A 22,743-nucleotide genomic window follows, 5' to 3' on the forward strand; every position below is an offset into this window, starting at 1 on the left:
TTGTTTCTATAGCAAGCACCCACGACTTCGTCATCCTAGGGCGTAGCAGGGAGCGAAGCTCCGTCGCGGAGACCCTAGGTGTTTAGTCCCGGCATTTGATGGGTTGGATCGAACTGGAACCGTTTTGGCTCTTTTTCCCAGATTTTGCAGATGAACTCATAGGACGTTAGGCCTTTGAGGGTCTTTAGCCTGCGCGCGAAATTGTAGGCCGTGATGAAGTCGGCGAGGTGCCGGCGCAATTGATTGTGATCGTCATAGTGGAAGCGCTTGACGGTCGCCTCCTTGATGGTTCGGTTCATCCGCTCGACCTGGCCATTGGTCCAAGGATGGTTGATCTTTGTGAGCCGGTGCTTGATGCCATGCTTGTCGCAAATTTTCGTCGAAGACATGTTGGGGAGCGTGCCGGTCACAGCTGCGATTGGTGAACTGGATGCCGTTGTCGGTCAGAATGGTATGGATGACGTAGGGAACGGCCGCGATCAGATCCCGAAGGAACTGGGCCATCTCCAGCTTGCCAGCCGCCTCGTGCAATTGCGCATAGGCGAACTTGGACGTCCGGTCGATGGCAACGAAGAGACGCAGCTTACCCTGGGCGGTCTGCACCTCGGCGATATCGATGTGGAAATAGCCGATCGGATAGGCTTTGAATTTGTTCTTGCCCGGCTTGTCAGCGTCCACCTCCGGCAGCTTCGAAATGCCATGGCGCTGCAGACAGCGATGCAATGACGAGCGCGTCAGATGCGGGATCGTTGGCTGTAGGGCATAGAGGCAATCATCGAGCGGCAAGAACGTATGCTTGCGGAAGGCGACGACGGCGGCCTCTTCCTCGACGGACAACACCGTCGACTTTGGCTCTTTGGGACCCGTAGGAAGATCGGCAACCGACGTCCGGTTCTTCCACTTCACAACTGTCTTCTGGTTGATCCCGTAGCGCTTGGCCAGCGTCCTCAGGCTCTCTTGACTATTTTGTATTGCTCGACGGATTGCCTCTGTCGTCGTGGCGCGACCGTGTAGAACTTGTCCCATAGCGCATCCTTCCATTCGGAAGAAAATATCGCACCATTAAAGCTCGGGATCAAACACCTAGGGTCTGCGCCGCGTCGCTTCGCTCCTTGCTCCGCCCTAGGATGACGAAGAAAGGGGAGGCCGCAGCCTCACCCAATCCCGCCCGTCACCACATAAGCGCCGGCACTACGCCCATCCTCCAGCCGCACCACCGCTGTGACGATCGAACCATACGAGCCGCGCCAGACGCTGTGGATCCGCTTATGCTCGGGGGCGGGAACGAGGGTGCTCCCGCTGAAGCGCGCACCGCTTCGCTGCATCGCGACGGCCTCTCCATTGACGTGCACCTTGACGCTGGCGTTCTCCGCCTCGGCCGGAAGGTCGAGCGTTAACGCGATCTCGTCCTGATCGCCGGAAGTCCGCGTCTCGGCGACAAGCGCGATTGCCAGCGGTGGTGCCTTGCCATTGCTGGCCTCGCGGGGTCGGCTCGAAAACACATCGTCGGCCAGTTCAGGCGTGCGCGGCGGGCGAGTGCGGCGCTGCGTGGCGCGCTCGAAATCGCCGGCCATGCGCAGCAAGCGTTCGTCGTCATAGGCCTTGCCGGCGAAGGTCAGGCCGACCGGCATGCCGATGTCGGCCATGGTGCCCATCGGTACGGTGACGGTCGGGATGCCGAAATGGCGCCAAACCAGGTTGCCGTTGGCGACCCAGGTGCCGTTGCGCCAGGCGAGCGCCGCCGACGCTTCGTTGGTGTCGGCATCGGCCGGGCCGACATCGGCGGCGGCGGGCAGGACCACGGCGTCGATGCCTTGGGCGTCGAGCCAGTCCTCGAAATCGAGCCGTCGTGTCGCTTCCAGCCCTTTCAGGCCGTCTTCTAGTGTCGGAATATCCGTGACGGGCGTGACGCCAAGCTTCGCTCGTTCGACATACTCCGCCAGGTCGAAGCCGCCGTCATAGCGGTCGGGCAGCGTGCCCGGCGGCTGCGGGAAAATCTTTGGACCGTCGACCGAGGTGAGATCGGGCAGCGCCGGGTCGGCATTGGCGCGCAGGAAGTCGTCCCAGCCCCAGATGCAGAGGTCCCAGAGTTCGCTGTCAGCGAAGTCCTGCGGCACCAGCCCACGCTCCACCATGCTGCGGGCGCCGGGGCGGTCGCGCTCATAGTTGGAGACGACGGGAAAATCGACCTCCACCACCTCGGCGCCCAGCCGCTTGAGATCGGTCGCAGCCTGTTCCCAGAGCGCAATAACCGAGGCGCGGGTTTCGATCGGCCGGTCGGCCTCGCTGTCGCGGCCGATATACATTTTTGGCACGCCAAGCCGTTTGCCCTGCAGCGAGCCGGCAAGCCTCAGATCAGCATAGCGTTGCGGCCGTACCTCGGAGCTTTTCGGCAAGGCGACCCAGGGCTGTGCGCGCCAGAAATCGCCTCGCGTTTCCGGATCATCGGCAACGATCACATCGAGCAGTTCGAGCATATCGTGCATGGTCCGCGTGTGCGGCACCACGACATCCATGGTCGGCACCAGGGGCCAGTTACCACGCACGGAAATGACGCCGCGCGACGGCGTGTAGGCGACCAGTGCATTGTTGCTGGCCGGCGCGCGGCCGGACGACCAGGTTTCCTCGCCGAGGCCGAAGGCACAGAAGCTGGCCGCTGTCGCCGTGCCGGAGCCATTGGACGAGCCGGATGCAAAGGCGGCGGTCAGATAGTCGGCATTGTAGGGGCTTTCGGCGCGGCCATAGACGCCGCGCTGCATGCCGCCATTGGCCATGGGCGGCATGTTGGTGAGGCCGATCAGCACTGCGCCGCCGGCGCGCAGCCGGGCGATGGTGAAGGCGTCCTCATTGGCGACGAGATGTTCGAAGGCCGGCGAGCCGGCGGCCACCGTCAGGCCAGCGACCTTGTAGCTGTCCTTGGCGGTATAGGGGATGCCGTCGAGCGGGCCGAGCGTGGCACTGTTGCGCCGCCGCTGGTCGGAAGCGGCCGCTTCCGCAAACATATCAGGATTGAGTACGGGAACCGCGTTGAGGCTGATGCCATGCCGGTCGAAATGCGCGATGCGCCTGAGATACGCCGCGACCAGTTCGACGCTGGTGACGAGACCGTCGTCCAGCGCGCGGCGCAATTGCTCGATCGTTGCTTCGACGAGATGAAGGCTGGCATCGGTCATCATTGGCCCCGGCTGTTGTCGCCCGCCATGGATGAGCGAGGCCGCCGGCTTCGGCAAGAGCCAGCAGTCAATCTTTGCCGGAACGTGTTGTTCCTGCCGACACCTTGCCGGCAGCGCTCAGGCGTCTCCGCCACTCCCCTTCATGCGCTCAATGATCTCGGCCATCAGCGCCAGGTCGCGCCGCGAGTCGGCGAGGTCGGTCAGCGGCTTGGTGCCCTCGGTGATATGGCGATGGAAAATCTCCAGCTCGTTGGAGAAGGCGTCGCCATAAAGCGGTCCGAAACTTTTCGTCACCGGGCCGAGCGGGCCGGCCTCGGTCACTTCCAGTCGGGTCGGCAGGCTGCGGATATAGGGCGTGTCGTAAATGATGCGCACGCGCCGGGTGTTGGAGCGCACCTCGATCATGGCGTCGAACAAGCCGAGATCGTCGACCACCGCATCATAGAGGCAGGCGAAATGGCCGTAGTCGAAAGTGACCGACGTGTTGGCGCCGCCATTGGTGCGGTGCGCGGCGACCACACCGACGGGCTCGCCAATCAGTCCGCGCATCGCCGAGATGTGGTGCGAGGACAGCGCCGTCAGCCCACGATAGGCGCGCACCAGGTCGGCGGGGGCGTCGGCGCCGACGACTTCGCGGATCAGTGCGTCCCGCTCCTTGGCGCCGCGTGCCAGCAGGGCTGGGTCGATGTCCCGGGGATAAAGGACATTCTGGCTCTTCTTGAGGAAATGGCGGCCTTCCGAAATCAGATCGAAGATGCGGACATGGGTGATGTCGGCATGGGCGGGCAGTTCATCCCTGGCCGCCAGATAGGCCGGTGCGTAGCGGCGCATGTAGCCGACGAAGAGGGTCTTCTTGTAGGCCGGCATCAGCGCCAGCAATTCGTCGATCTCGCGCACCGTGAGACAAGCGGGCTTTTCCAGCAGGATGTGCTTGTCGGCTTGCATGGCCGCGCGCACGAGGCGGCTGTGGGTGTCGTCGGATGACAGCACGAAGACCACGTCGACATCAGGCGAAGCGATCAGCGCCTCGGCCGTGTCGAAGGCTTTTGCCGTCGCATGTTGCGAGGTGATGAGCGTCACCAGGCTCGGCGACACGTCATACACGCCCGCGATCACCCAGCGGTCGCGCTGGTCGGCCAGAACAGGCAGATGGATCGACTGCGCGACTTCTCCAAGACCCACAAGCCCGACACGAAGTGGTGCCACTCTCAAACTCCCTTGATTTCATTTCCGGCCCAGGCGGCCAACGGTTGATTTCACGATTGGGCGGTTACGCCGCGCCGGTGACCAGCGCGACGAGCTCGTTGCCCGTGGTCTCCGAGGCGCGCACGGTGGCTGCCATCTTTCCAGCCCGCATCACCCAGATCTGGTCGGACAGGCGCCGCACCTGATCGAAATTGTGGCTGACCAGGATGACGCTCACGGATTGCTCGCGCAGGCGCCGGATCAGCGCCTCGACATTGGCGGTCTCCTGCACGCCGAGTGCGGCCGTCGGTTCGTCCATCACCACCAGCTTGGCGCCGGAGCCGACGGCGCGGCAGATCGAGATCGCCTGCCGCTGGCCGCCCGACAGGCGCCGCACACGCTGGTTGATCGACGGCACGTTGATCGACAGGCGCGACAGCATGGCGCGCGCCTCGCGTTTCATCGCCTTGCGGTCGAGGAACGCGAAGGGGCCGATGCGGCGCACGAGCTCGCGGTTGAGAAACAGGTTCTGCGCCACCGTCAGCTCATCGATCAGCGCTAGGTTCTGGTGCACGGTCTCGATGCCGGCCTTGCGTGCCCCATCCGGGTTGGAGAAGGGATGCTCGCGGCCGTCGAAGACGATCGAGCCGGCATCCGGCACATGCACGCCGACCAGGCAGCGGATCAGCGTCGACTTGCCGGCGCCATTGTCGCCGATTACGGCTGTGACCTCGCCGCGACGCGCCTGGAAGGCGACATCGGTGAAGGCGCGCACGCCGCCGAAATGCTTGCTCAGGCCGTCGCAGGCGATGATCGCGTCGGAGGCAGGGGAAGGGCTGACGGCGCTCATTTCTGGTACCGCATGATCAGGGCTGCCAGCACCACGATGGCACCCACGGCAAGTGGTTGGTAGAAGGCCGAGACGTTGAGCAAGGTCAGGCCGTTGACCAGCGCTGTCAGCATCAGCGCGCCGATGGCCGGACCCAATATGCTGGCGCGGCCGCCGAACAGGCTGACGCCGCCCAGCACCACCGCCGCCACCGAATTCAGGAGCAGGCTGGTGTTGATCTGCGGCTCGGCCGAACCGATGCGCGCCACCAGAAGAATGGCCGCGAGGCCGGCGCAGAAGCCCGAAATGGTGTAGGCGGCGATCTTGACGCGGTTGGTGCGGATGCCGAGCGCACCAGCGCTTTCGACCTGGCCGCCGGTCGCCAGCAGATGCACGCCGAAGCGCGTGTGGTAGAGCGCGATATGTGCTGCGATGACGGCACCGATCGCCACCCAGACCGGATAGCCGAACGGCCCGAACGAGCCCGAAGCGAGCTTCAGCAGGAAGGTCGAGCCGACCATGGTCGGTTCGCCGCCCGACATGATCAGGCCAAGCCCGGTGATGGCCGACAGCGTGCCGAGCGTCACCACGAAATCGGGAATTTTGCCGACGGTGATGATGAGGCCGTTGAGGAAGCCGATGGCGCTGGTGGCGAGTACCGCGAGCACGCAGGCGATGAAGATGCCGTAGCCGGCGGTGTTGACCAGACCGAGGACGATGGCGCCGAGCATGACGGCCGCGGCCAGCGACAGGTCGATGCCTGAGGTCGCGACGACGAAGGTCTGGCCGATCGACAGCACCACCAGGATCGCTGCCGCCAGCAGCAATGCCTGGAGATTGGCGATGCTGAGGAAGACCGGCTGGGCGATGCCGAAGACGATGACGAGCCCGACCAGGCCGACGACGGACGCCCAGTCGGCCCAGAAGGACGGATCCAGGAGGAGAGCCGACAGGGAGGGGCGGCTCTCCTCCGCCGCGCCCGCCGAATGGGCGACGGGCGCGTTGTCCGTGGAATTGCTCACTTCAGCATCTCGCGGAAGGGATCGGGATAGTCGCCGCCGGGGCGCGGGAAGTTCGTGAGCGAGGCGTCGGCATTGGCCTTGTTGATCAGGAGCACGGGCGCGGGCACGTTGGCGGGCAATTCCTTGCCCTTGGCCGCCAACGCACAGGCTTCGACGCCCATGGCGCCGACGACATAGGGATATTGCGCCACGGTGGCCGTGAGCTCGCCTGCCGCGATCGACTTCAGCGCGTCGACAATGCCGTCGAGGCCGATCACCTTGACGTCCTTGCCAGAGGTCTGCACGGCGCGTTCGACGCCGAGCGCCATGATGTCGTTGGCGGCGAAGAAGCCGGCGAGATCGGGATGGGCGGCGAGGATGTCGGTGGCCGCCGTCAGTGCCTTCTCACGATCCCAGTCGGCGCTCACCATCACCACCACCTCGAGCTTGCCTTCGACGGCCTGCTTGAAGCCCTTGATGCGGGCGTTGGAGCCGACATCGCCGACGATGCCGGCGATCAGCGCGACCTTGCCGCCCTTCGGCACCAGCTTCAGCATTTCCTCGCCGGCCAGCGCGCCGGCGGCGACATTGTCGGTGCCGATATAGGTCGAGACGGCGAAGCCGGCGGCCTTGGCCTGTTCGGCGTCGATGGTCGAGTCGATGTTGACGATCGGCTTCTTCTTCTGGGCGACCGGCACCAATGCCTGGACGAGGTTGGAGACGCTGATCGGGTTGACCAGATAGCAATCGAAATCCTGCAAGGCCATCGCAGTCAGGCGGTCGGCCTGGCCGGTGGCGTCGCCCATATTGGCGGCGGCCTGGACGCTGACATTGACGCCGTTGGCCTTGCCCTGCTCCTCGATGCCCTTCTGCATGGTCTGGAAGAAGGGGTTGTCGAGGCCCTTGACGATAGCCGCGACCTTGGCTGCGTCCTCGGCGTGGGCCGAGACGATGGTTGCCAGCAGGCCCGCGCCAAGCAGTCCTGTGCCGAGCTTTAAGCCATTAAATATGCTCATGGTTTTCCTCCTCCTTATTGTTTGATGTGCCGTCGCATCAGTTTCGGTGTTCGGCGAACGAAGTGGCCGACAGGACGCACGCGACCCCAACGCCTGGTGTCACGAACCGCCGACACGTCGCTGCCAGCCGCTGGATATGCGGCGCGTGGCCCCGGTGCGGGCGCTCCTTCGTGTCAGGCATTGCTCCTCCCAGAGCGCCGGCCGATGCCTTGCCGGCGTTTGCGCATGTTTCAGAAAAAATTGACACGCGTCAAGATTTAAAATGGTGCGAAGTGATTTTCACCGCTCCGCCGCACGACATCGCTCGTACGTCGGCCGGTGCCGGCGGCACATACGTTCCATGGCGACAAAAAAAGCATCACCCGTTGCAACTTCTGGCGGGCGGTTTGCGTTACTGGTTTTCCAGGGGGAACACGAGGTTTGCATTGGACCGCTTTGAGATCCTGAACGAGCCATCGGGCACATATTCCATTTTCGACACGGAATTGCCGGCAATGGCGGGAGGCAGGACATTCATCGGGCTCTACCGATACCAAGTGCCACTGGCTCTGCTTGCAGCCATGGAAGCCGACGGCAAGCCGTGGTCGCTGCCGCCGCTGTCATCGCTGAGCAACTGTCGGACAAATAATACAGATCCGACACATCAAAACGGCTTGCAAGCGTAAGCTAAGGCTCGCAGAAGTTGCGCAAAAAGCATACCGTTGGAGAAAAACTTATATCGTCATCCAGCATGAAAGGGGAATCATGCCTGACCAGAATATTCTGATCCAAGCGGCCATCGGACGGCTGCTTTCCGAGAAAACCGGAATGGCGGTCATTTCCATGAGAGAGAGTATTACCGAGTTGCTGGCCATAACCGGTGCGACGCTGGCCGTCGAAACCCTGCAGGACATGCTGCTGGAAATGGCTGAAGTGCGCGGTATGATGGTCGCGCTCGACGTTTAGAGCGGCTCACCGGTTCACGGAAACGGCGAGCTGATCCAACTCTTTGTTTGACGCAATTCCCATGGGAGAACCGGTACATGCTTTTCCTGGAATTGCTTTAGTTCTATCTCTTTGTTTTGACGCAATTCCCAACGGAAAGCGCTACGCGCTTTCCCGGAAGGCAGCCGGTAGCCGTTCAGCCAAGGCAGCGGCAAGGCGTTCTACTTTCCCTGCCAGGCTCAGCGTGCCATCGCCGTAGATCATGCGGCCGGCGCGGAAGGTGGCACGCACACGTGGCACGGGATGGCGGTCCGCCACCACAAGATCAGCCAAAAGCCCCGGCTCGATGGCGCCGCGATCGGTGAGCCCCAGGGCTGCGGCCGGGTTGGCGCTTGTGAGTGCCGCTGCCGCCACCAGGCCATCGCTCCGCAGTTCCGCCAGGCCAAGCACGGCCGGCAGGATCGAGGCCGGATGGTAGTCGCTGGCCACCATGTCGAGCAGCCCGGCCTCGTAGGCCTGGCGGGCGGAAGATTGCCGGAATAGGATTCTCCGCGCAGCGCGTTGGGCGCGCCCATGGCGGTATGCATGCCCAGCCTGCGGGCTTCCTGCGCGGCTTCCAGGGTCACCGGGAATTCTGAGAGCGCGGCACCCAGGCCGTGGACCAGTTCCACCTTCTCCAGCGTGTCGTCGTCATGCGAGGCAAGCACGATGCCGGCGGCTTGCGCACGCGCCGACAGATCCTGCAGCGCGTTCAACACATCACCCTGACCGTTACGGCCGGCCATGCGCTTGCCGACGACCTCGGACGCGTCCGCGACGGACATGCCGCGCTCCTTGGCGATGCGGGCGATGTAGAGTTCGACGTCGCGGTACTGCCCCTGTCCGGGCGTGTGATCCATCAGCGAGATCAAATGCAGCCTGCCGGCATCCATCAGCTTCTGCAGCTTGGGAATCGCCGGGGTGAAGGTCACTTCGAAGCGGGCATGGATGCGGTGATCGACCAAAAGGTCGTCCTTCATGCCGGCAATGGTGTCGATGATCGCAGTCGTATGATCTTCCGAGCGCAGCACGCCGCTGGTGACGCTGGCGCCGATGAAGGAAAGCGCGGCATAGGCCGTGGTGACGCCGCAGGAGGCGAGCTTCTTGTCGAGTTCGGCAATGCCTATCCGCATCGGCACGTGCACGCCGATGCGCGGCTCGACTTCCCTCTCCACCATGTCGCCATGCATGTCGATGAAGCCGGGCAGCAGGAGGCGGCCGCCACCCTCGATGTCGGCATGCTCGACAGGCTTGTCGCGGATTTCGGCGATCCGGCCGTTCTCGATCCTGATCGCGCCGTTCGGGATGACGCGGTCGCGCAGGACAATTTCGAATTCACTCAGCCACATGTCAGGTCTCTTGCAAGGAAGCGGTTTCAAGGTCGCGGTCGACAAGGCCGGCGACATCGTCGGGGTGATGAAAAACTGGAATCATGATGCGCCGGCTTGCCGCCGCATCGGTCGCGATCCGTCCAAGACATTCGGACGTTTTCTAGTTCACTCGAACGTCGGTTTCCATTTGATTTTTATGACATTTTCATGAAAGCCCGCCTTGCCGCAGCGCTTGGCTCAGTCGGTACGGGATCGTTCCGACAGCCATTCGGCGGTTTGCTGGCTTGCCTGCTCGGCGGAAACCGCGAGGCTGAGCCCTTGGAGCAGGCCATGGAGGAATATCCCGGTGAAACAGTCGCCGGCGCCGATCGTGTCGGGCACGGAAACCTGCTTCAACGGCGTGACGTGGTTCAGCACCTTGCCGTCATAGAGCGAGATCGGGCGCGTTCCGTCGGTCAGTACCAGCGTCCTCAGACGAGGCCCGGCGATCCCCGTTGCTCGCTCCCAGATCGCTCGCGTGTCCTCGCCGGGAAAATCGGCGCGCGATCCGATGACGATGTCGGCCGGGCGCGGCGAGGCGCTGCGCAGCGGAAATTGCGAGATCACCAGAGGAATCGTCTTCAGGGAGGCGATGAGACCGGCATCGAGCACCAGGGCGTTGAGATAGGCGGCGTCACCGCTGACGGGCTCCGGTGCGGCGAAGGGCGGGCGCATCTGGCCGCCGGGGTTCAAAATGGTGCGCTCGCCATTCGGCTCGAGCAGGATTTCGGTGAACCGGGTTTCGCCGGCCCAGATGGTGACGCAGCCGGTATAGATGCCGTTCGCCTGCAATTTGGCGAGCGCTGCCCGGCCATGGTCGTCGTCCATCAGATTGCTGATCAGCCGGACATGGTTGCCGAGCCTGGCCAGCTGGGTGCCGGTGTGGAAGCCGCCACCGCCGAGCCTGACGCTGCGGCCGGAATAGACGATGCGCGCGCCCGAGGCGAGGGGCGAGGACAGTGACCAGACCTGGTCGTAATTGACATAGCCGACAACGATGACTGTGCTCATGGTCCCTGCTTTTTCGCCTTCTGCCTTTCGCCCAGGCATGGCGCCAGCGCATCGACGATGATGCGCGGCGCGAGCAGGCATAGCATCAGGACCGGCGCCACGGACAGCAGGCGTGCAGTTCCCGATCGACAATACGAGCCAGCTGCTCAGCGTGCTGGCGCAGGCGGCGAACGCCAAGGAGAGAGACGGAGGAAGAACAGCCAGCCGTCAACTCATCGGATCGTGACAACAACTTTTCCCTTGGCGCGTCCGCTTTCGACATAGTCGAGCGCCTCGGCAATCCCAGCAAATGGATAGGTCCTGTCGACGATGACCTTCAGTTTCCCCCGCTCGATGAGTTCAGCAAGCACAGAGAGATCGCGGCCGCTTGGGTGCATGAAGAAATAGCGATAGCCGACGCCCGCGCGGCGAGCCCGGGCCCGGACGCCGTGGCTGATGAGCCAGAAGACGGCGGAGAGAACCCGGCGACCGCCCAGATCCCTGATCGCGGTTTGCGGTTCCGGCACGCCAGCCACTGAAACGATCATGGTCCCGGGCTTCATGATGTCGAACATCTGGTCCAGGGCCTTGCCGCCAACCAGGTCAAGTCCCGCGTCAAACTGGCCTTCGACACTGGATATGTTCTGGACCGTATAGTCGATCACCTCATCGCAGCCGAGCGAGCGCACCAGGGCTTCCCCTCGCTTCGAAGCCGTGGTCGTCACATGGGCGCCGAGCCATTTGGCGATCTGGATGGCAAAAGTGCCGACCCCGCCGGCGCCGCCGGAGATGAACAGTTTCTGCCCCGGTTTGACATCGAGCACGTCTCTCAGTGCCTGCAAGGCAGTCAGCCCGGCCAGGGGGACGGCCGCGGCGGTGGTGAAATCCAGAACTGGGGGTATGTGGGCGGCGTAATCCTCGTCAACGCATGCCTGCTCGGCGAAGGCGCCGGCACGATCCTTGGCGATCCGGGCAAACACAGGATCGCCGACGCGGAACCGCTCGACCTGGCTGCCAACGGCAATGACGGTCCCCGCCAGTTCGTTGCCGAGCACCAGCGGCAGCTTTGGCCGCAGGATCGCGCGCATCTTTCCCTGGCGGAACTTGAAATCCACCGGGTTCAGTCCCGCGGCCTCGACTTCAACGAGCAGCTCGCGCGGCCCCGGCACGGGGGCCGGGACATCCGTCATCAGCGCACTTTCGGGGCCGCCATAGTGCTTGAGAACGTATGCGCGCAAAATCCCTGCCTCTCGGCAGGAGCATGCCATGTTGCCAGCCAAACGCAAACGGAGCGCCGTCTCGGCAAGGCGGTCAGATGGCCGGCCGCAATGGGCGCTAACCGCCCAGAATGAAATCGGCGCAGCGGTCGGCGATCATGATCACCGGGGCGTTGGTGTTGCCGCTGATGAGGCGCGGCATGATCGAGGCGTCGCAGATGCGCAGGCGCGGCACGCCGCGCACGCGCAGTTGCGGATCGACCACCGCATCGTCGTCGCTGCCCATCCGGCAGGTGCCGCAAGGGTGATAGACGGTCTTGGCATGTTCGAGGATGTGGTCCGTAATCGCCTGGTCGGAGAGGTCGGCGTCCTCGCCGGGCGAAAGTTCTTCGGCGACCACTGCCCGTAGCGCCGGCTGGCGCAGGATATTGCGGGTGATCTTCATGCCGGCAAGCAGCAAAGCGAGATCGTCCGGGTCGGACAGGAAGCCGGTGGTGAAGCGGATCGGGTCGGCCGCGTCGCGCGAGCGCAGCCTGACGGTGCCGCGCGACTTGGGCCTCAGCACACAAGGGTTGAGCTCCATGCCGTGGCGTTCGATCGAGCCGTGTTCGGCGCTTTCGATCATCACCGGCAGGACGTGGAACTGGATATCGGGCCGGCCGTCGCCATCGCTGTCGAAGAAGCCACCGCTCTCGACGACGTTGGAGGTGAGCAGGCCGGTCCGGAACAGCAGATATTGCAGGCCGTGGCGCAACGCCCGAAGGCCGCGATCTTCGCCCAGCAGCGAGACCGGCTGCCGCGTCAGCGCATAGACGGGTGCGGCGACGTGATCCTGCAGGTCACGGCCGACCGAAGGCATGTCGCGGATGACCGGAATGCCGAGCCCGGTCAGGTGCTCGGCCGGCCCAAGGCCAGACAGCATCATCAGCTTCGGGGTCGCCAGCGCGCCAGCGGTGAGGATCACTTCGGCCTTTGCCGTCGCCGCATGGCTTTGGCCGTCCGAGGTGGTGTAGGCGAGGCCGCTCGCCGCACCGTTTTCCAGGGTCACGCCGGTGACCAGCGCATCGGTGATGACGGTGAGGTTGGCGTTGCCGGCCAGCGGTCGCAGGAACACCTTTGCCGCCGACTGGCGTTCGCCATTGGCGGTCGTCGTCTGGTAGAAGCCGACGCCTTCCTGCGCGGCGCCGTTGAAGTCGTCATTGTAGCGGTAGCCGGCCTGTTGCGCGGCCTTGACATAGGCCAATGACAGGGGATGGCGGTGGCGGGGATCGGAGACTGGCAGCGGTCCCTCGGTGCCGTGGCGCTCGCCGGCCAGCCGCTCATTGCGCTCCAGCCGCCGGAACACCGGCAGCACCTCGTCCCAGCCCCAGCCGGGGCAGCCGAGGTCGCGCCAGCCGTCATAATCCTGCGGCTGGCCCCTGATGTAGAGCATGGCGTTGATGGAGGAGCCGCCGCCCAGCGTGCGGCCCTGCGGCACCGGCAGCCGGCGGCCGCCGACACTGGGCTCGGGCTCGGATTCGTAGATCCAGCTGCGCGCCGTGCCGATCACCTTGGCGAAGGTGGCGGGCATGTCGATCAGCCTGGTGTTGTCGGCCGGGCCGGCCTCGACGACCAGCACGCGCTTGCCGGCATTGACCAGCCGGTTGGCCAGCGTGCAGCCGGCCGAGCCGGCGCCGGCGATGATGTAGTCGTATTCGACACTCATGTCAGGCGTAGCGCATGATGACGGTCTTGGTTTCGAGATAGCCGTCGATGGCGGCACGACCATGCTCGCGACCGATACCGGACTGCTTGAAGCCGCCGAAGGGGGCGTTGGGGTCGAGTGTGTTGTGCGAATTGACCCATACCGTGCCAGCCTTGAGGCCGTGGATGGCGGTCATCGCCTTGCCCATGTCGCGGGTCCAGATCGAGGCCGACAGGCCGTAGCGCGTGTCGTTGGCGATGCGGATCGCCTCGTCGAGATCGGCGACCGGCATCGCCGCCACCACCGGGCCGAACACCTCCTCGCGCACGATCTCCATGTCGGGGCGGACATTGTGCAGGATGGTCGGCGCCACATAGTGGCCCTTGCCGGGCACCGGCCGTGTGCCGCTGACTCGTTCGACGCCCGCCGCCAGACTGCGCTCGACAAAGCCCTCGACGCTTCTTCTGTGCTTGGCCGAGACCAGCGGGTTGATCTCAGCGCCCGCATCGCGGCCGGCGCCCAGCGTCATGCCGTCGGCGATCTCGGCCAGTCTTGCCAACGTGCGATCATAGATCGACTTCTCGATCAGCAGCCGCGAGGCCGAGGTGCAGACCTGGCCCTGGTTGAAGAACATGCCGAGGCCCGCGATCAGCGGCTCGATGCCTTCCTCCATGTCGGCGAGCAGGATCATCGGCGATTTCGAGCCGAGCTCCAGCGTGAAGCGGGCGACACGGTCGACCGCGGCGTGGCCGACGCGCTTGCCGACCTCCGTCGAACCGGTGAAGGTCAGCTTGTCGATGCCGGGATGGCGGATCAGCGCTTCGCCGGTGATTGACCCGCTGCCGGTGACGATGTTGACGACGCCGGGCGGGAAACCGACAGCCTCGATCAGCTCGGCGAGCCTGAGCAGGCCGAGCGGGGTCTCCTGCGGCGGCTTCAGGACTACCGTGCAGCCGCAGGCGAGCGCCGGCGCGATCTTCCACATGCCGATCAAGAGCGGAAAATTCCACGGCACGATGGCGCCGACGACGCCGACCGGCTCCATCACCGTCATCGCCTGATGCCTGGCGCCCGGCGGCACGGGGATGGAGACCTGGAAGGTCGAGCCCTCGATCTTGGTCGCCCAGCCGGCGTAGTAGCGCAGCCAGTCGACGGTGCCGCCGGCGCTCAGCATGCGCGCGACGCCGAGCGACTTGCCGTTCTCGATGCTTTCGATCTCGGCGAGCAGATCGGCATCGGCCTCGACGGCGTCGGCGAGTTTCAGCATCAAATTCTGGCGGTCGACCGGCCGCATCGAGGCCCAGGGGCCATCTAGGGCGGCACGCGCCGCGCGCACCGCCTGGTCGACCAGTTCGGGGCCGCTCTCGGGGACACGGGCGACGATCTCGCCGGAAGCGGAATCGTCGACGGCGAGGCCTTCACCGGCGAGCCCATCGACGAAGCGGCCATTGATGAACGGCCGGTGCGAACGCGCCAGGAAGGCGGCTGCTGCAGCGCTGATCGGCGGCACGGTTCTCTCGTTCATGCCATCCTCCTCGATTGCTGGTGAACACAGTGCAGCGAGGGTTATGGAGCGCATCGGCAGGCTTCAAGCCAAAGGCAGCACGAGTGCGCTCTCAGTCAAAACAAAGTTCCCGCTCGGACAAGACGCTCGCTACTTCGCCGGTCAAGATTGAAGAACGGATCATCGCCAACCCGGTCTCGCCGCGCCGCCCCCTCATCCGGCCGCCTTCTCCCCGCTGGGAAGAAGAGGAAGGCGGCGACGCTGCATGTCTCCTCTCCCCTCGGGGAGAGGTCAGCCGAGCGAAGCGGAGGCTGGGTGAGGGAGCTGGCTCGGAGGGGTGTAATTGAGCGCATTGCTGGGCAATCCGATGGTCACCACGGCGGCGCTGCCGTTTCTGCTCGGCGTGGTCATGGCGCTGCTGGCGCGATTTGCCCTGCCGCCGTTCGCGCCCGTGCTTTCGCTGGTGTCGGCCGCGCTGCTGCTGTTCTTCTACTGGGACACGCTCGGCCCGCCCGTGGTGCCGCCCGTCGCCGCCAGCCAGAAGCTGATCTATCTCGCCTTTGCCGGCATCGTCATCGGCTTGTTGCCCGAACGCCTGCTCAGCGCTGCCGTCACGAGCAAGCTTGTCGCTGCCGCTCTTGCGGCCGCGCTGCTGTGGCTCGGCTGGCGCCGTATCGCCGGCGGTGCACTCGACCTGCAGATGATCGCCGCCCTCATCGCCGGCCTGCTGGCGATCGTCGGCGCCGCGATGCTGCTGTCCCTGAAAGCTTCGCCATCGCCTCCGGCAGAGGAGCCGTTCCTGGTGCCGGCGGCCATGCTCGCTTTATGCCTGGCCGGCGCCATCATCTCGGTGCTCGGCGCCTCGATCGTCACAGGGCAGTTGCTGGGATCGCTTGCCGCGCTCGCCGGCGGCTGGTGCCTCGTCCAATATATCGCGGTGCTGCGTGGCGGGTCGGCCACTGCCTGGAGCAAGGGCACCGAGCTGATCCTCATCTTTGCCGCCGCCACGGTGTTGATCCAAGTCGCGCTGCTGGCGCCAAAGGCCAATCCGGCCGCGCTCATGCTTTCGCCCTTGCCGTTGATCGTGGCCGCCCTGGTGCCCGGTCCGTTGCGGGGCCTTGTTCCCGGTGCCCGGCCGTTGCGGCCGCTGGTTGCCGGCCTGCTGATCGCCGCGCCGGCGATATTGGCCATCCTGACGGCGATCCTGTTTGCGCCGCACGGAGCCGCGCTTGGCTTTTCCTGAGCCAAGGAATGACAACCAACAATGGGGAGAGTAACGTGACGATGAGAAAACTGACGGCCGCCCTTGCCTTTGCCTCGATGTGCGCCTTCGCATCGGTCGCGCACGCCGACAATTACGAGATCGACGGCCAGCATGCCTGGGTGACCTTCACCATCAAGCACGGCATTTACGGCACCGCGCATGGCCAGTTCGGCGCCGTGAAGGGCGCGATCGTAATGGACAAGGCCGATCCATCGAAGAGCAGCGTCAAGGCCGAGCTCGATGTCGGCTCGGTGCACACCGCCTATGACCAGCGCGACAGCGATCTGAAAGGCCCCGACTTCTTCAACGCCGCCGAATTCCCGGCGATCTCCTTCGAAAGCACCAAGGTCGAGAAGGTCAGCGACAAGACCGGCAAGGTCACGGGCAACCTTACCATCAGCGGCGTGTCCAAGGAGATCACGCTCGACGTGACGCTGGTCAATGAGGCGCCCGCACCTTGGGATGCGACGCTGACCAAGGCGGCGTTCACCGCCACCGGAAAAGTCAGCACCGCCGACTTCCCGATGGCCAAGGCCGCCGCCGGCTTCGGCCTCGGCCCGGATGTCGACATCGTCATCGATTTGGAAGCAGTCAAGAAATAGGCCGCCGGCAGTCAGCGGGTGGCGGCCGCGCGATCGAAAAAAAGGTCGCGCGGCACTTCATCGGGCAAGGCGCAAAGTGCGCGCTCAGTCAAAACAAAGTTCCCGCTCGGACAAGACGCGGAATGGCCGATGCCGCACTATCCCCAGCGAAGATCGGCGCATAGCCGGCGCGCTCAGCAATCGGGATGGAACCATGCGATTTCTTGGAAAGACGGCCTTCATCACTGGCGGCGGTACCGGCATCGGTGCGGCGGTCGCCAGGCGCATGGCGGCCGATGGCGCCAGGGTGGTGCTGATGGGCCGGCGGCGCGAGCCGCTGGAAGCGGTGACCAAAAACATTGGCGGGCTGGTGGTGCAGGGCGATGCCGCCGATCCCCGGGCGGTGCGTGCCGCGCTGGCCGAAGTGCACGACAAGATCGGCCCGGTCGACATCCTCGTCGCCAATGCCGGCGGCCATGGCGTCGGCCCGACCATTTCGATGAGCGACGAGACCTGGAGCATGGCGACGCGCAGCAATCTCGACACCGCTTTCGTTTGCGCCCGCGAATGCCTGCCCGACCTGATTGCGCAAAAGGGCAATATCGTCGTCGTCGCCTCGATTGCCGGCCTGTTCGCCGGCCCGGACGCGGCCGGCTACGTCACCATGAAACATGCCTTGATCGGCTTCGGCAAATCGCTGGCGCGGGACTATGGCCGCAAGGGCGTGCGCACCAACATGATCTGCCCGGGCTGGGTGTCGACCGACATGGCCGACGAGCAGATGGAGGTGATCGTCGAAAAGCACGGGCTTGGCTCGATCGAAGAGGCCTACCGCCTGGTGACGAAGGACGTGCCGCTTGGCCGGCCGGCGACGCGGGAGGAGGTGTCCAACGTCATCTGCTTCGTCGCTTCGGAGGAGGCGGCGATGATGAACGGTTCGATCCTGACGGTCGATGGCGGCGCCACCGTCGTCGACCTGCCGACGTTAGCTTTTGTGGATTGATGTGGAGATGGCCATGAACGACCAGAACAGACCGGCGGACTGGAAGCACTTCGACGACTTCGCCGCCGGCATCGCTACCAACCGGTTGGCGACGACGGATGCGCTGCGCGGCCAGACCTTCAAGATCACGCTCGACACCGGCCGCACCATCGACCTCGCCTTCACCTCCGTCGACACGGTGGCGTGGAGCGAAGGCACGGAGGCCGGCGCCGACTGGTACGAGGCGCTCGAAGTCGCCTCCAACGTGTTCTTCATCAACATGATTTCTCGGCCCGACTGAACGAGGACGAGGCCTTCATCGTCAACACCAGCACGCGCCGCGTGCTGTCGGTGCGCGAACGGGTGCGCGATGCCGGTGAAGCGCCCGGCGAGCCGCGCGTGGCGCAGACCTGGTCGGCCGGCGTGCTCGGCGATCCCTTGGTCGCGCCGACCGGCATCGCGCCGGCGCCAACCCGGGACCTGATCGGGCTCACCGCGCACTACACTTACAGTCCAAACCATGTCTACGAGCACATCTATCTCTCGTCCGAGCGCTATGCCTGGCAGAACCTCGTCGGCATCCAGCGCGGCCATGGCGACGTCGACCTGGCGACGACCTGGAAGTTCGCCGAGAACCAGTATGTGTTCGGCTTCCGCGAGTTCATCATCCCGGTCGCCTCGCTGTTCTTCTACAATTGGGACGTCATGCACTCGACGGGCAAATTCCTCGGCGTGACCAGCCAGGGCAAGATCGAGAACAAACCGGCCGGCGCCCAGATCGAGAAGAAATCCAGAACCGTCTACGACGAAGGCAAGGCGCCGGTCTGACCGCGCGGGGGGACGCCATGAATAAAAACCACGAAGCGATCAAGGCGCATTATGCCGGCTCCGACGCCAAGGATTTGGCCGCGATGATGGCGCCGGTCACCAGCCGCACGGCCTGGACCGAGATGGCGGGCTTTCCCTATGCCGGCACCTATGTCGGCCCCGACGCCATCATCGAAGGCGTCTTCAAGCGCATCGGCGAGGAGTGGGACGGCTATGCCCTGAAACTCGAAAAACTGGTCGATGGCGGCACCACCATTGTCGGCATCGGCACCTATTCGGGCACCTACAAAAAGACCGGCAAGCCGATGTCGGCGCGCGTCGTCCATGTCTGGGAAATGGAGGACGGCAAGGCGCTCAGTTTCGAGCAGTTCACCGACACCAGGCTGGTTGCGGCAGCGACGGTCTGAGGCATGCCTGCGGACACCGACGGTGTCTGCACGATCGAAAAACCTGGGAGGATGAAATGGGAAACAGTCTGAAGGCAATGCTGGCGGGCCTGGCTCTGACAAGCGCGCTTGCGCTTGGCGACACCAGCCTGGCGAATGCCGGCGACACCGAGATCGTCATCGGCGCGCCGATCTCCTTGACCGGGCCGCTGGCCGGCGACGGCAAGGAGCAGAAATGGGCCTATGAGCAGGCGGTGGCCGACATCAACAAGGCCGGCGGCATCATGGTCAAGTCGGCCGGCAAGAAGCTCCCGGTGCGCCTCGTCGTCGCCGACGACGAAAGCTCGGAGGGCAAGGTGGCCTCGGCGCTCGAAAACCTGATCAAGGTGCAGAAGGTCGATGCGCTGCTGTCGACCCATTCGGGACCGATGAACATCGCCGGCGCCATCGTCGCCGAGAAGTACAAGAAGTTCTACATGATCACGACGGCCTTCCCGTTTGAATGGCAGCCGCTGAAGCTCAAATATTCGGCGCTGTTCTTCTTCCATCCAGGGCCGGGTGCCGAGGTGCCATTCGAGATCTGGGACAAGCTGCCGGCCAATGAGAAGCCGAAGAACCCGGCGCTGGTGTCCGAGGATTCGCCCGACGGCAAGGGCTTTGGCGGCGCCTTCGAGGCGGCGGCCAAGAAGTATGGCTACACTTTCGCCGTCGACGATCCCTGGGCGATCGGCGCCACCGATTATTCGGCGCTGATCACCAAGCTCAAGGCGGCCAATGTCGACGCCATGCTGGTGTTCGGCTCGCCGGCCGATACGGTGACGCTGCTGCGCCAGATGAAGGAGCTCGGCTTCTCCGTGCCCTATCTGCATGGCTGGAAAGGGACCTGGACGGGCGAGTTCCACGAAGCACTAGGGGCCGATTCCGATTACATCCTGACCGACGGTTTCTGGTCGGCGAGCTATCCCTACAAGGGCGCCAAGGAACTCGGCGACCGCTACGAGGCCGAGTTCAAGAAGGACTCGGTGACCGTCGGCGCCTTCTACGCCAATGCGCAGGTGCTGGCGCAGGCGATCGAGAAGGCCGGCTCCACCGATGCCGGCGCGCTGCATGACGCGATCTTCGGCCAGGAGTTCAAGGATACGGTGGTTGGCGATCTCAAATTCGACCAGACCGGCTTTGCGCTCATCCCCAGCGTCGCCACGCAATGGTGGCAAGGCAAGCACCAGCTGATCTTCCCGGACGGCAACTGGACCTACAAGCCGGCGCCGGCCTGGGACAAGCGCTGAGCGGGTGAAGACAGCGGCGGGGGAGGCGGGCGCCTGATTGCCAAGCTAGGCGCCCGCCGCGATGTCAAGCACCTGACGACTTGACACCTGACGACTTGGCACCTGACGATTTGGCACCTGACGATTTGGGGAACCGGAAACACGATGCAGCCTGACGAAACCCTGCTTCGCCTCGAGGCGGTCCAGAAGCGGTTCGGCGGGCTTGTCGTGCTCAACAACATCGACATTGCTGTCGGTACCAACGAGCTGATCGGGCTGATCGGTCCGAATGGCGCCGGCAAGTCGACGCTGTTCAACCTGATCACCGCGCTCTACACGCCGACGCAAGGGCGCATCCGCTTCCGTGGCCAGGACATCACCGGCACGGCGCCGCACCGCATCTGCAGGCTGGGCATTGCCCGCACCTTCCAATTGGTGCGTACGTTCTCACCATGACCGCGTTCGAGAACATCATGGTCGGCGCGGTCTATGGATCAGGCGGGCGTGTCAGGCATGCCACGGCTGCCGCCGAGGAGGCGCTGGAACTGGTGGGGCTGACCGCCAAGCGCGATGTCCGCACCGCGCATATGACGCTGTCCGACCGACGCCTCCTGGAGATCGCCCGGGCCGTCGCCTCCAGCCCGGCACTGCTCCTGCTCGACGAGCCGATGGCGGGGCTGAATCCGACCGAGATCCAGCGCATGGTCGATGTCATCCGCCGGGTGCGCAGCGAGCGGGGCGTGTCGATCCTGTGGGTCGAACACAAGGTCGATGCCATCATGAAAGTCTGCAGCCGGGTGATCGTGCTCGACCATGGCGAGAAGATCGCCGACGGCAGCCCGCGCGAAATCGTCGCCAACCGCAAAGTGATCGAGGCCTATCTTGGCGAACCGGCTGCTTGAAGTCACCAATCTCGAAGTCGCCTATGGCGATGTCGGCGCGCTGTGGGGCGTGTCGATCCATGTCGACCCCGGCAGCATCGTCGCCATTGTCGGCGCCAATGGCGCGGGCAAGACGACGCTTTTGAAGACGATCTCCGGCCTGCTGAAGCCGAAGCGCGGCGAGATCTTTCTCGCGGGCGCGCCGCTGGCCGGCAAGGCGCCGGAGGAGATCGCCGGCATGGGCATCGCGCATGTGCCGGAAGGGCGCGGCCTGTTCCGGCAGATGACGGTGCTGGAAAACCTCGAACTCGGCGCCTTCCAGCCCAGGGTGCGCAAGCGCTTCAAGCAGTCGCTGGAGAAAGCCTACACGCTGTTTCCGCGGCTGCAGGAGCGGGCAGGGCAGAAGGCCGGCTCGCTCTCCGGCGGCGAGCAGCAGATGCTGGCCATCGCACGCGCCACCATGTCGGAGCCGTCGCTGCTCATCCTCGACGAGCCGTCGCTGGGCCTGAGCCCCATCGTCGTGCAGCAGATGTTCGCGCTGATCGAGACGTTGCACAAACAGGGCGTCACCATCCTGCTCGTCGAGCAGAATATCCACCAGGCGCTGAAGGTTGCCGATTACGGCTTCGTGCTGAAGACCGGCGAACTCGCCATGCAAGGCACGGGCGCCGAGCTCATCGCCGACCCCGAAATCCAGAAGGCCTATATGGGCGTGTTGGAGGTGCAATGATGCAGGCCATTCCGCCTCCCGAAATCCTGCTGCAGCTGTCGCTCAATGGTGCGCTGGGCGGCGCCATGTATGGCGTCGCCGCCGTGGGCTTGAGCCTCATCTTCGGCACCATGCGGCTGATCTTCCTGGCGCAGGGCGCGATGATCATCCTCGCCGCCTATTTCGTGCGGGCGCTGTTCTATGGGCTGGGCATCGACCCGTTCCTGTCGCTGCTGATCGTCATTCCGGTCGGGCTCGTCGTCGGCTGGTTGATCTACCAGGGCCTGTTCCGCCGCGCGGCGGCCGCGGAGGACCGCAACATCTCGCTCTTGATCGCCGTGGGCCTGATGTTCCTGGTCCAGAATTTGATGACGGTCATCTGGGGCGGCAACACCGCCGCGATCGTCACCTCCTACACGGCAAGCGGCATCGAGATTTTGGGCGTGCGCACCTCGTTCATGCGCTCGATGGGCTTTTTGATCGCGCTCGCCGGCACCGGGCTGGTGGTGCTGTTCCTGCGCAAGACGATTGTCGGCAAGGCGGTGCGCGCAACTTCGGAAGACATGGAAGCGGCGACGCTGATGGGCATCAGCCCGCACCGCGTCAATGCGATTGCCTTCGCCATCGGCATCGCGCTGGCCGGAGCGGCAGGCGTGGCGGTGGCGACCACCTTCCCGTTCAACCCGTTCGCCGGTTTCATCTTCAGCCTGAAGGCGCTGGTGGCGCTGGCGCTGGGCGGCATCGGCAATGTCGCGGGCGCGCTGGCCGGCGGCATCATCCTCGGTCTTATCGAGGCTTATGTGCAGTATTTCATCTCGGGCGGCTGGACCAACGCCATCGCCTATGGCGTGTTCCTGGCGGTGCTGATGTTCAAGCCGGAAGGCCTGTTCAGCCGGCCCTACAAGAAAGCTTGAG

General features: G+C 64.6%; 23 protein-coding genes and 2 pseudogenes. 14 read left to right on the top strand and 11 right to left on the bottom strand.

The features are described 5' to 3' along the window. Nucleotides 1-74 precede the first annotated feature (74 nt). The 6 genes and pseudogenes from AC0V7N_RS14485 to AC0V7N_RS14510 form a co-directional block, all read right to left on the bottom strand. A pseudogene (locus tag AC0V7N_RS14485) lies at nucleotides 75-1,026 on the bottom strand (IS481 family transposase). A 128-nt stretch (nucleotides 1,027-1,154) separates the two neighbouring features. Next, complete coding sequence (locus AC0V7N_RS14490) at nucleotides 1,155-3,173, bottom strand: amidase (RefSeq protein ID WP_475458554.1); 2,019 nt, start codon at nucleotides 3,171-3,173, stop codon at nucleotides 1,155-1,157. 117 nt (nucleotides 3,174-3,290) lie between these two features. Next, nucleotides 3,291-4,379 (bottom strand): Gfo/Idh/MocA family protein, encoded by a 1,089-nt coding sequence (locus AC0V7N_RS14495; RefSeq protein WP_475458557.1) that lies wholly within the window; start codon nucleotides 4,377-4,379, stop codon nucleotides 3,291-3,293. A 64-nt stretch (nucleotides 4,380-4,443) separates the two neighbouring features. Beyond that, nucleotides 4,444-5,208: an ATP-binding cassette domain-containing protein gene (locus AC0V7N_RS14500; protein ID WP_027044431.1), complete on the bottom strand. Its 765-nt coding sequence runs from the start codon at nucleotides 5,206-5,208 to the stop codon at nucleotides 4,444-4,446. After that, nucleotides 5,205-6,209: an ABC transporter permease gene (locus AC0V7N_RS14505; RefSeq protein WP_475458559.1), complete on the bottom strand. Its 1,005-nt coding sequence runs from the start codon at nucleotides 6,207-6,209 to the stop codon at nucleotides 5,205-5,207. Before AC0V7N_RS14505 ends, AC0V7N_RS14500 begins: the two co-directional genes overlap by 4 nt. Further along, nucleotides 6,206-7,204 (bottom strand): sugar ABC transporter substrate-binding protein, encoded by a 999-nt coding sequence (locus AC0V7N_RS14510; protein WP_475458561.1) that lies wholly within the window; start codon nucleotides 7,202-7,204, stop codon nucleotides 6,206-6,208. Before AC0V7N_RS14510 ends, AC0V7N_RS14505 begins: the two co-directional genes overlap by 4 nt. 170 nt (nucleotides 7,205-7,374) lie before the next feature. On the opposite strand from AC0V7N_RS14510, the gene AC0V7N_RS14515 reads away from it, so the two are divergent. Both AC0V7N_RS14515 and AC0V7N_RS14520 read left to right on the top strand, forming a co-directional pair. Continuing rightward, nucleotides 7,375-7,869 (top strand): hypothetical protein, encoded by a 495-nt coding sequence (locus AC0V7N_RS14515; protein ID WP_475458563.1) that lies wholly within the window; start codon nucleotides 7,375-7,377, stop codon nucleotides 7,867-7,869. A 79-nt stretch (nucleotides 7,870-7,948) separates the two neighbouring features. Then, nucleotides 7,949-8,149, top strand: coding sequence for a hypothetical protein (locus tag AC0V7N_RS14520; RefSeq protein ID WP_475458566.1), 201 nt, complete (start codon nucleotides 7,949-7,951; stop codon nucleotides 8,147-8,149). Nucleotides 8,150-8,290: 141 nt separating this feature from the next. On the opposite strand, the pseudogene AC0V7N_RS14525 reads toward AC0V7N_RS14520, so the two are convergent. Further along, nucleotides 8,291-9,516, bottom strand: a pseudogene (locus AC0V7N_RS14525) (alpha-D-ribose 1-methylphosphonate 5-triphosphate diphosphatase). Here AC0V7N_RS14525 and AC0V7N_RS14530 point away from each other — a divergent pair. Next, nucleotides 9,515-9,709 (top strand): hypothetical protein, encoded by a 195-nt coding sequence (locus tag AC0V7N_RS14530; RefSeq protein WP_475458571.1) that lies wholly within the window; start codon nucleotides 9,515-9,517, stop codon nucleotides 9,707-9,709. The pseudogene AC0V7N_RS14525 and the gene AC0V7N_RS14530 overlap by 2 nt on opposite strands. Before the next feature lie 26 nt (nucleotides 9,710-9,735). Here the strand turns inward: AC0V7N_RS14530 and AC0V7N_RS14535 are convergent, their stop codons facing one another. The 4 genes from AC0V7N_RS14535 to AC0V7N_RS14550 form a co-directional block, all read right to left on the bottom strand. Beyond that, on the bottom strand, nucleotides 9,736-10,548 hold the full coding sequence (locus AC0V7N_RS14535; protein WP_475458573.1) for a PfkB family carbohydrate kinase: 813 nt from the start codon (nucleotides 10,546-10,548) through the stop codon (nucleotides 9,736-9,738). 212 nt (nucleotides 10,549-10,760) lie between these two features. Then, complete coding sequence (locus tag AC0V7N_RS14540) at nucleotides 10,761-11,765, bottom strand: NADP-dependent oxidoreductase (protein ID WP_475458575.1); 1,005 nt, start codon at nucleotides 11,763-11,765, stop codon at nucleotides 10,761-10,763. A 97-nt stretch (nucleotides 11,766-11,862) separates the two neighbouring features. Further along, nucleotides 11,863-13,449 (bottom strand): GMC family oxidoreductase, encoded by a 1,587-nt coding sequence (locus AC0V7N_RS14545; protein ID WP_475458577.1) that lies wholly within the window; start codon nucleotides 13,447-13,449, stop codon nucleotides 11,863-11,865. A gap of 1 nt (nucleotide 13,450) precedes the next feature. Next, nucleotides 13,451-14,953: an aldehyde dehydrogenase family protein gene (locus tag AC0V7N_RS14550; protein ID WP_475458579.1), complete on the bottom strand. Its 1,503-nt coding sequence runs from the start codon at nucleotides 14,951-14,953 to the stop codon at nucleotides 13,451-13,453. A gap of 322 nt (nucleotides 14,954-15,275) precedes the next feature. Here AC0V7N_RS14550 and AC0V7N_RS14555 point away from each other — a divergent pair, with 322 nt between their 5' ends. From AC0V7N_RS14555 to AC0V7N_RS14605, 11 genes are all read left to right on the top strand, one after another. Beyond that, nucleotides 15,276-16,175 (top strand): hypothetical protein, encoded by a 900-nt coding sequence (locus AC0V7N_RS14555; RefSeq protein ID WP_475458581.1) that lies wholly within the window; start codon nucleotides 15,276-15,278, stop codon nucleotides 16,173-16,175. Between the two features lie 41 nt (nucleotides 16,176-16,216). Continuing rightward, a complete protein-coding gene (locus AC0V7N_RS14560; protein WP_475460331.1) occupies nucleotides 16,217-16,798 on the top strand; it encodes a YceI family protein in 582 nt (193 codons plus the stop codon). Between the two features lie 193 nt (nucleotides 16,799-16,991). Further along, nucleotides 16,992-17,780, top strand: a complete 789-nt coding sequence (locus AC0V7N_RS14565) for an SDR family NAD(P)-dependent oxidoreductase (protein WP_475458583.1) — start codon at nucleotides 16,992-16,994, stop codon at nucleotides 17,778-17,780. Nucleotides 17,781-17,793: 13 nt separating this feature from the next. Further along, nucleotides 17,794-18,060: a MoaF N-terminal domain-containing protein gene (locus AC0V7N_RS14570; protein WP_496627915.1), complete on the top strand. Its 267-nt coding sequence runs from the start codon at nucleotides 17,794-17,796 to the stop codon at nucleotides 18,058-18,060. Nucleotides 18,061-18,101: 41 nt separating this feature from the next. Then, nucleotides 18,102-18,587: a MoaF C-terminal domain-containing protein gene (locus AC0V7N_RS14575; protein WP_496627916.1), complete on the top strand. Its 486-nt coding sequence runs from the start codon at nucleotides 18,102-18,104 to the stop codon at nucleotides 18,585-18,587. A 17-nt stretch (nucleotides 18,588-18,604) separates the two neighbouring features. Then, nucleotides 18,605-18,994, top strand: coding sequence for a nuclear transport factor 2 family protein (locus tag AC0V7N_RS14580; protein ID WP_475458588.1), 390 nt, complete (start codon nucleotides 18,605-18,607; stop codon nucleotides 18,992-18,994). 56 nt (nucleotides 18,995-19,050) lie between these two features. Next, entirely contained in the window at nucleotides 19,051-20,259 is a 1,209-nt protein-coding gene (locus AC0V7N_RS14585; protein ID WP_496627917.1) for an ABC transporter substrate-binding protein, read from the top strand. 144 nt (nucleotides 20,260-20,403) lie between these two features. Next, nucleotides 20,404-20,694, top strand: a complete 291-nt coding sequence (locus AC0V7N_RS14590; protein ID WP_496627918.1) for an ATP-binding cassette domain-containing protein — start codon at nucleotides 20,404-20,406, stop codon at nucleotides 20,692-20,694. Next, entirely contained in the window at nucleotides 20,691-21,140 is a 450-nt protein-coding gene (locus AC0V7N_RS14595) for an ABC transporter ATP-binding protein C-terminal domain-containing protein (protein ID WP_496627920.1), read from the top strand. Before AC0V7N_RS14590 ends, AC0V7N_RS14595 begins: the two co-directional genes overlap by 4 nt. Further along, a complete protein-coding gene (locus AC0V7N_RS14600) occupies nucleotides 21,121-21,849 on the top strand; it encodes an ATP-binding cassette domain-containing protein (RefSeq protein WP_496627922.1) in 729 nt (242 codons plus the stop codon). The genes AC0V7N_RS14595 and AC0V7N_RS14600 overlap by 20 nt, the downstream gene beginning before the upstream one ends. Beyond that, nucleotides 21,846-22,742, top strand: a complete 897-nt coding sequence (locus tag AC0V7N_RS14605) for a branched-chain amino acid ABC transporter permease (protein ID WP_475458600.1) — start codon at nucleotides 21,846-21,848, stop codon at nucleotides 22,740-22,742. Before AC0V7N_RS14600 ends, AC0V7N_RS14605 begins: the two co-directional genes overlap by 4 nt. Nucleotide 22,743 lies beyond the last annotated feature (1 nt).

The sequence above is a fragment of the Mesorhizobium kamtschaticum genome (assembly GCF_056174585.1).

Excerpts from the sequence above, each read along its gene's own strand:
- AC0V7N_RS14490 (WP_475458554.1), bottom strand. The coding sequence starts at position 3,173 with ATGACCGATGCCAGCCTTCATCTCGTCGAAGCAACGATCGAGCAATTG.
- AC0V7N_RS14500 (WP_027044431.1), bottom strand. The coding sequence starts at position 5,208 with ATGAGCGCCGTCAGCCCTTCCCCTGCCTCCGACGCGATCATCGCCTGC.
- AC0V7N_RS14510 (WP_475458561.1), bottom strand. The coding sequence starts at position 7,204 with ATGAGCATATTTAATGGCTTAAAGCTCGGCACAGGACTGCTTGGCGCG.
- AC0V7N_RS14520 (WP_475458566.1), top strand. The coding sequence starts at position 7,949 with ATGCCTGACCAGAATATTCTGATCCAAGCGGCCATCGGACGGCTGCTT.
- AC0V7N_RS14530 (WP_475458571.1), top strand. The coding sequence starts at position 9,515 with ATGTCAGGTCTCTTGCAAGGAAGCGGTTTCAAGGTCGCGGTCGACAAG.
- AC0V7N_RS14535 (WP_475458573.1), bottom strand. The coding sequence starts at position 10,548 with ATGAGCACAGTCATCGTTGTCGGCTATGTCAATTACGACCAGGTCTGG.
- AC0V7N_RS14545 (WP_475458577.1), bottom strand. The coding sequence starts at position 13,449 with ATGAGTGTCGAATACGACTACATCATCGCCGGCGCCGGCTCGGCCGGC.
- AC0V7N_RS14550 (WP_475458579.1), bottom strand. The coding sequence starts at position 14,953 with ATGAACGAGAGAACCGTGCCGCCGATCAGCGCTGCAGCAGCCGCCTTC.
- AC0V7N_RS14560 (WP_475460331.1), top strand. The coding sequence starts at position 16,217 with ATGAGAAAACTGACGGCCGCCCTTGCCTTTGCCTCGATGTGCGCCTTC.
- AC0V7N_RS14565 (WP_475458583.1), top strand. The coding sequence starts at position 16,992 with ATGCGATTTCTTGGAAAGACGGCCTTCATCACTGGCGGCGGTACCGGC.
- AC0V7N_RS14570 (WP_496627915.1), top strand. The coding sequence starts at position 17,794 with ATGAACGACCAGAACAGACCGGCGGACTGGAAGCACTTCGACGACTTC.
- AC0V7N_RS14580 (WP_475458588.1), top strand. The coding sequence starts at position 18,605 with ATGAATAAAAACCACGAAGCGATCAAGGCGCATTATGCCGGCTCCGAC.
- AC0V7N_RS14585 (WP_496627917.1), top strand. The coding sequence starts at position 19,051 with ATGGGAAACAGTCTGAAGGCAATGCTGGCGGGCCTGGCTCTGACAAGC.
- AC0V7N_RS14590 (WP_496627918.1), top strand. The coding sequence starts at position 20,404 with ATGCAGCCTGACGAAACCCTGCTTCGCCTCGAGGCGGTCCAGAAGCGG.
- AC0V7N_RS14595 (WP_496627920.1), top strand. The coding sequence starts at position 20,691 with ATGACCGCGTTCGAGAACATCATGGTCGGCGCGGTCTATGGATCAGGC.
- AC0V7N_RS14605 (WP_475458600.1), top strand. The coding sequence starts at position 21,846 with ATGATGCAGGCCATTCCGCCTCCCGAAATCCTGCTGCAGCTGTCGCTC.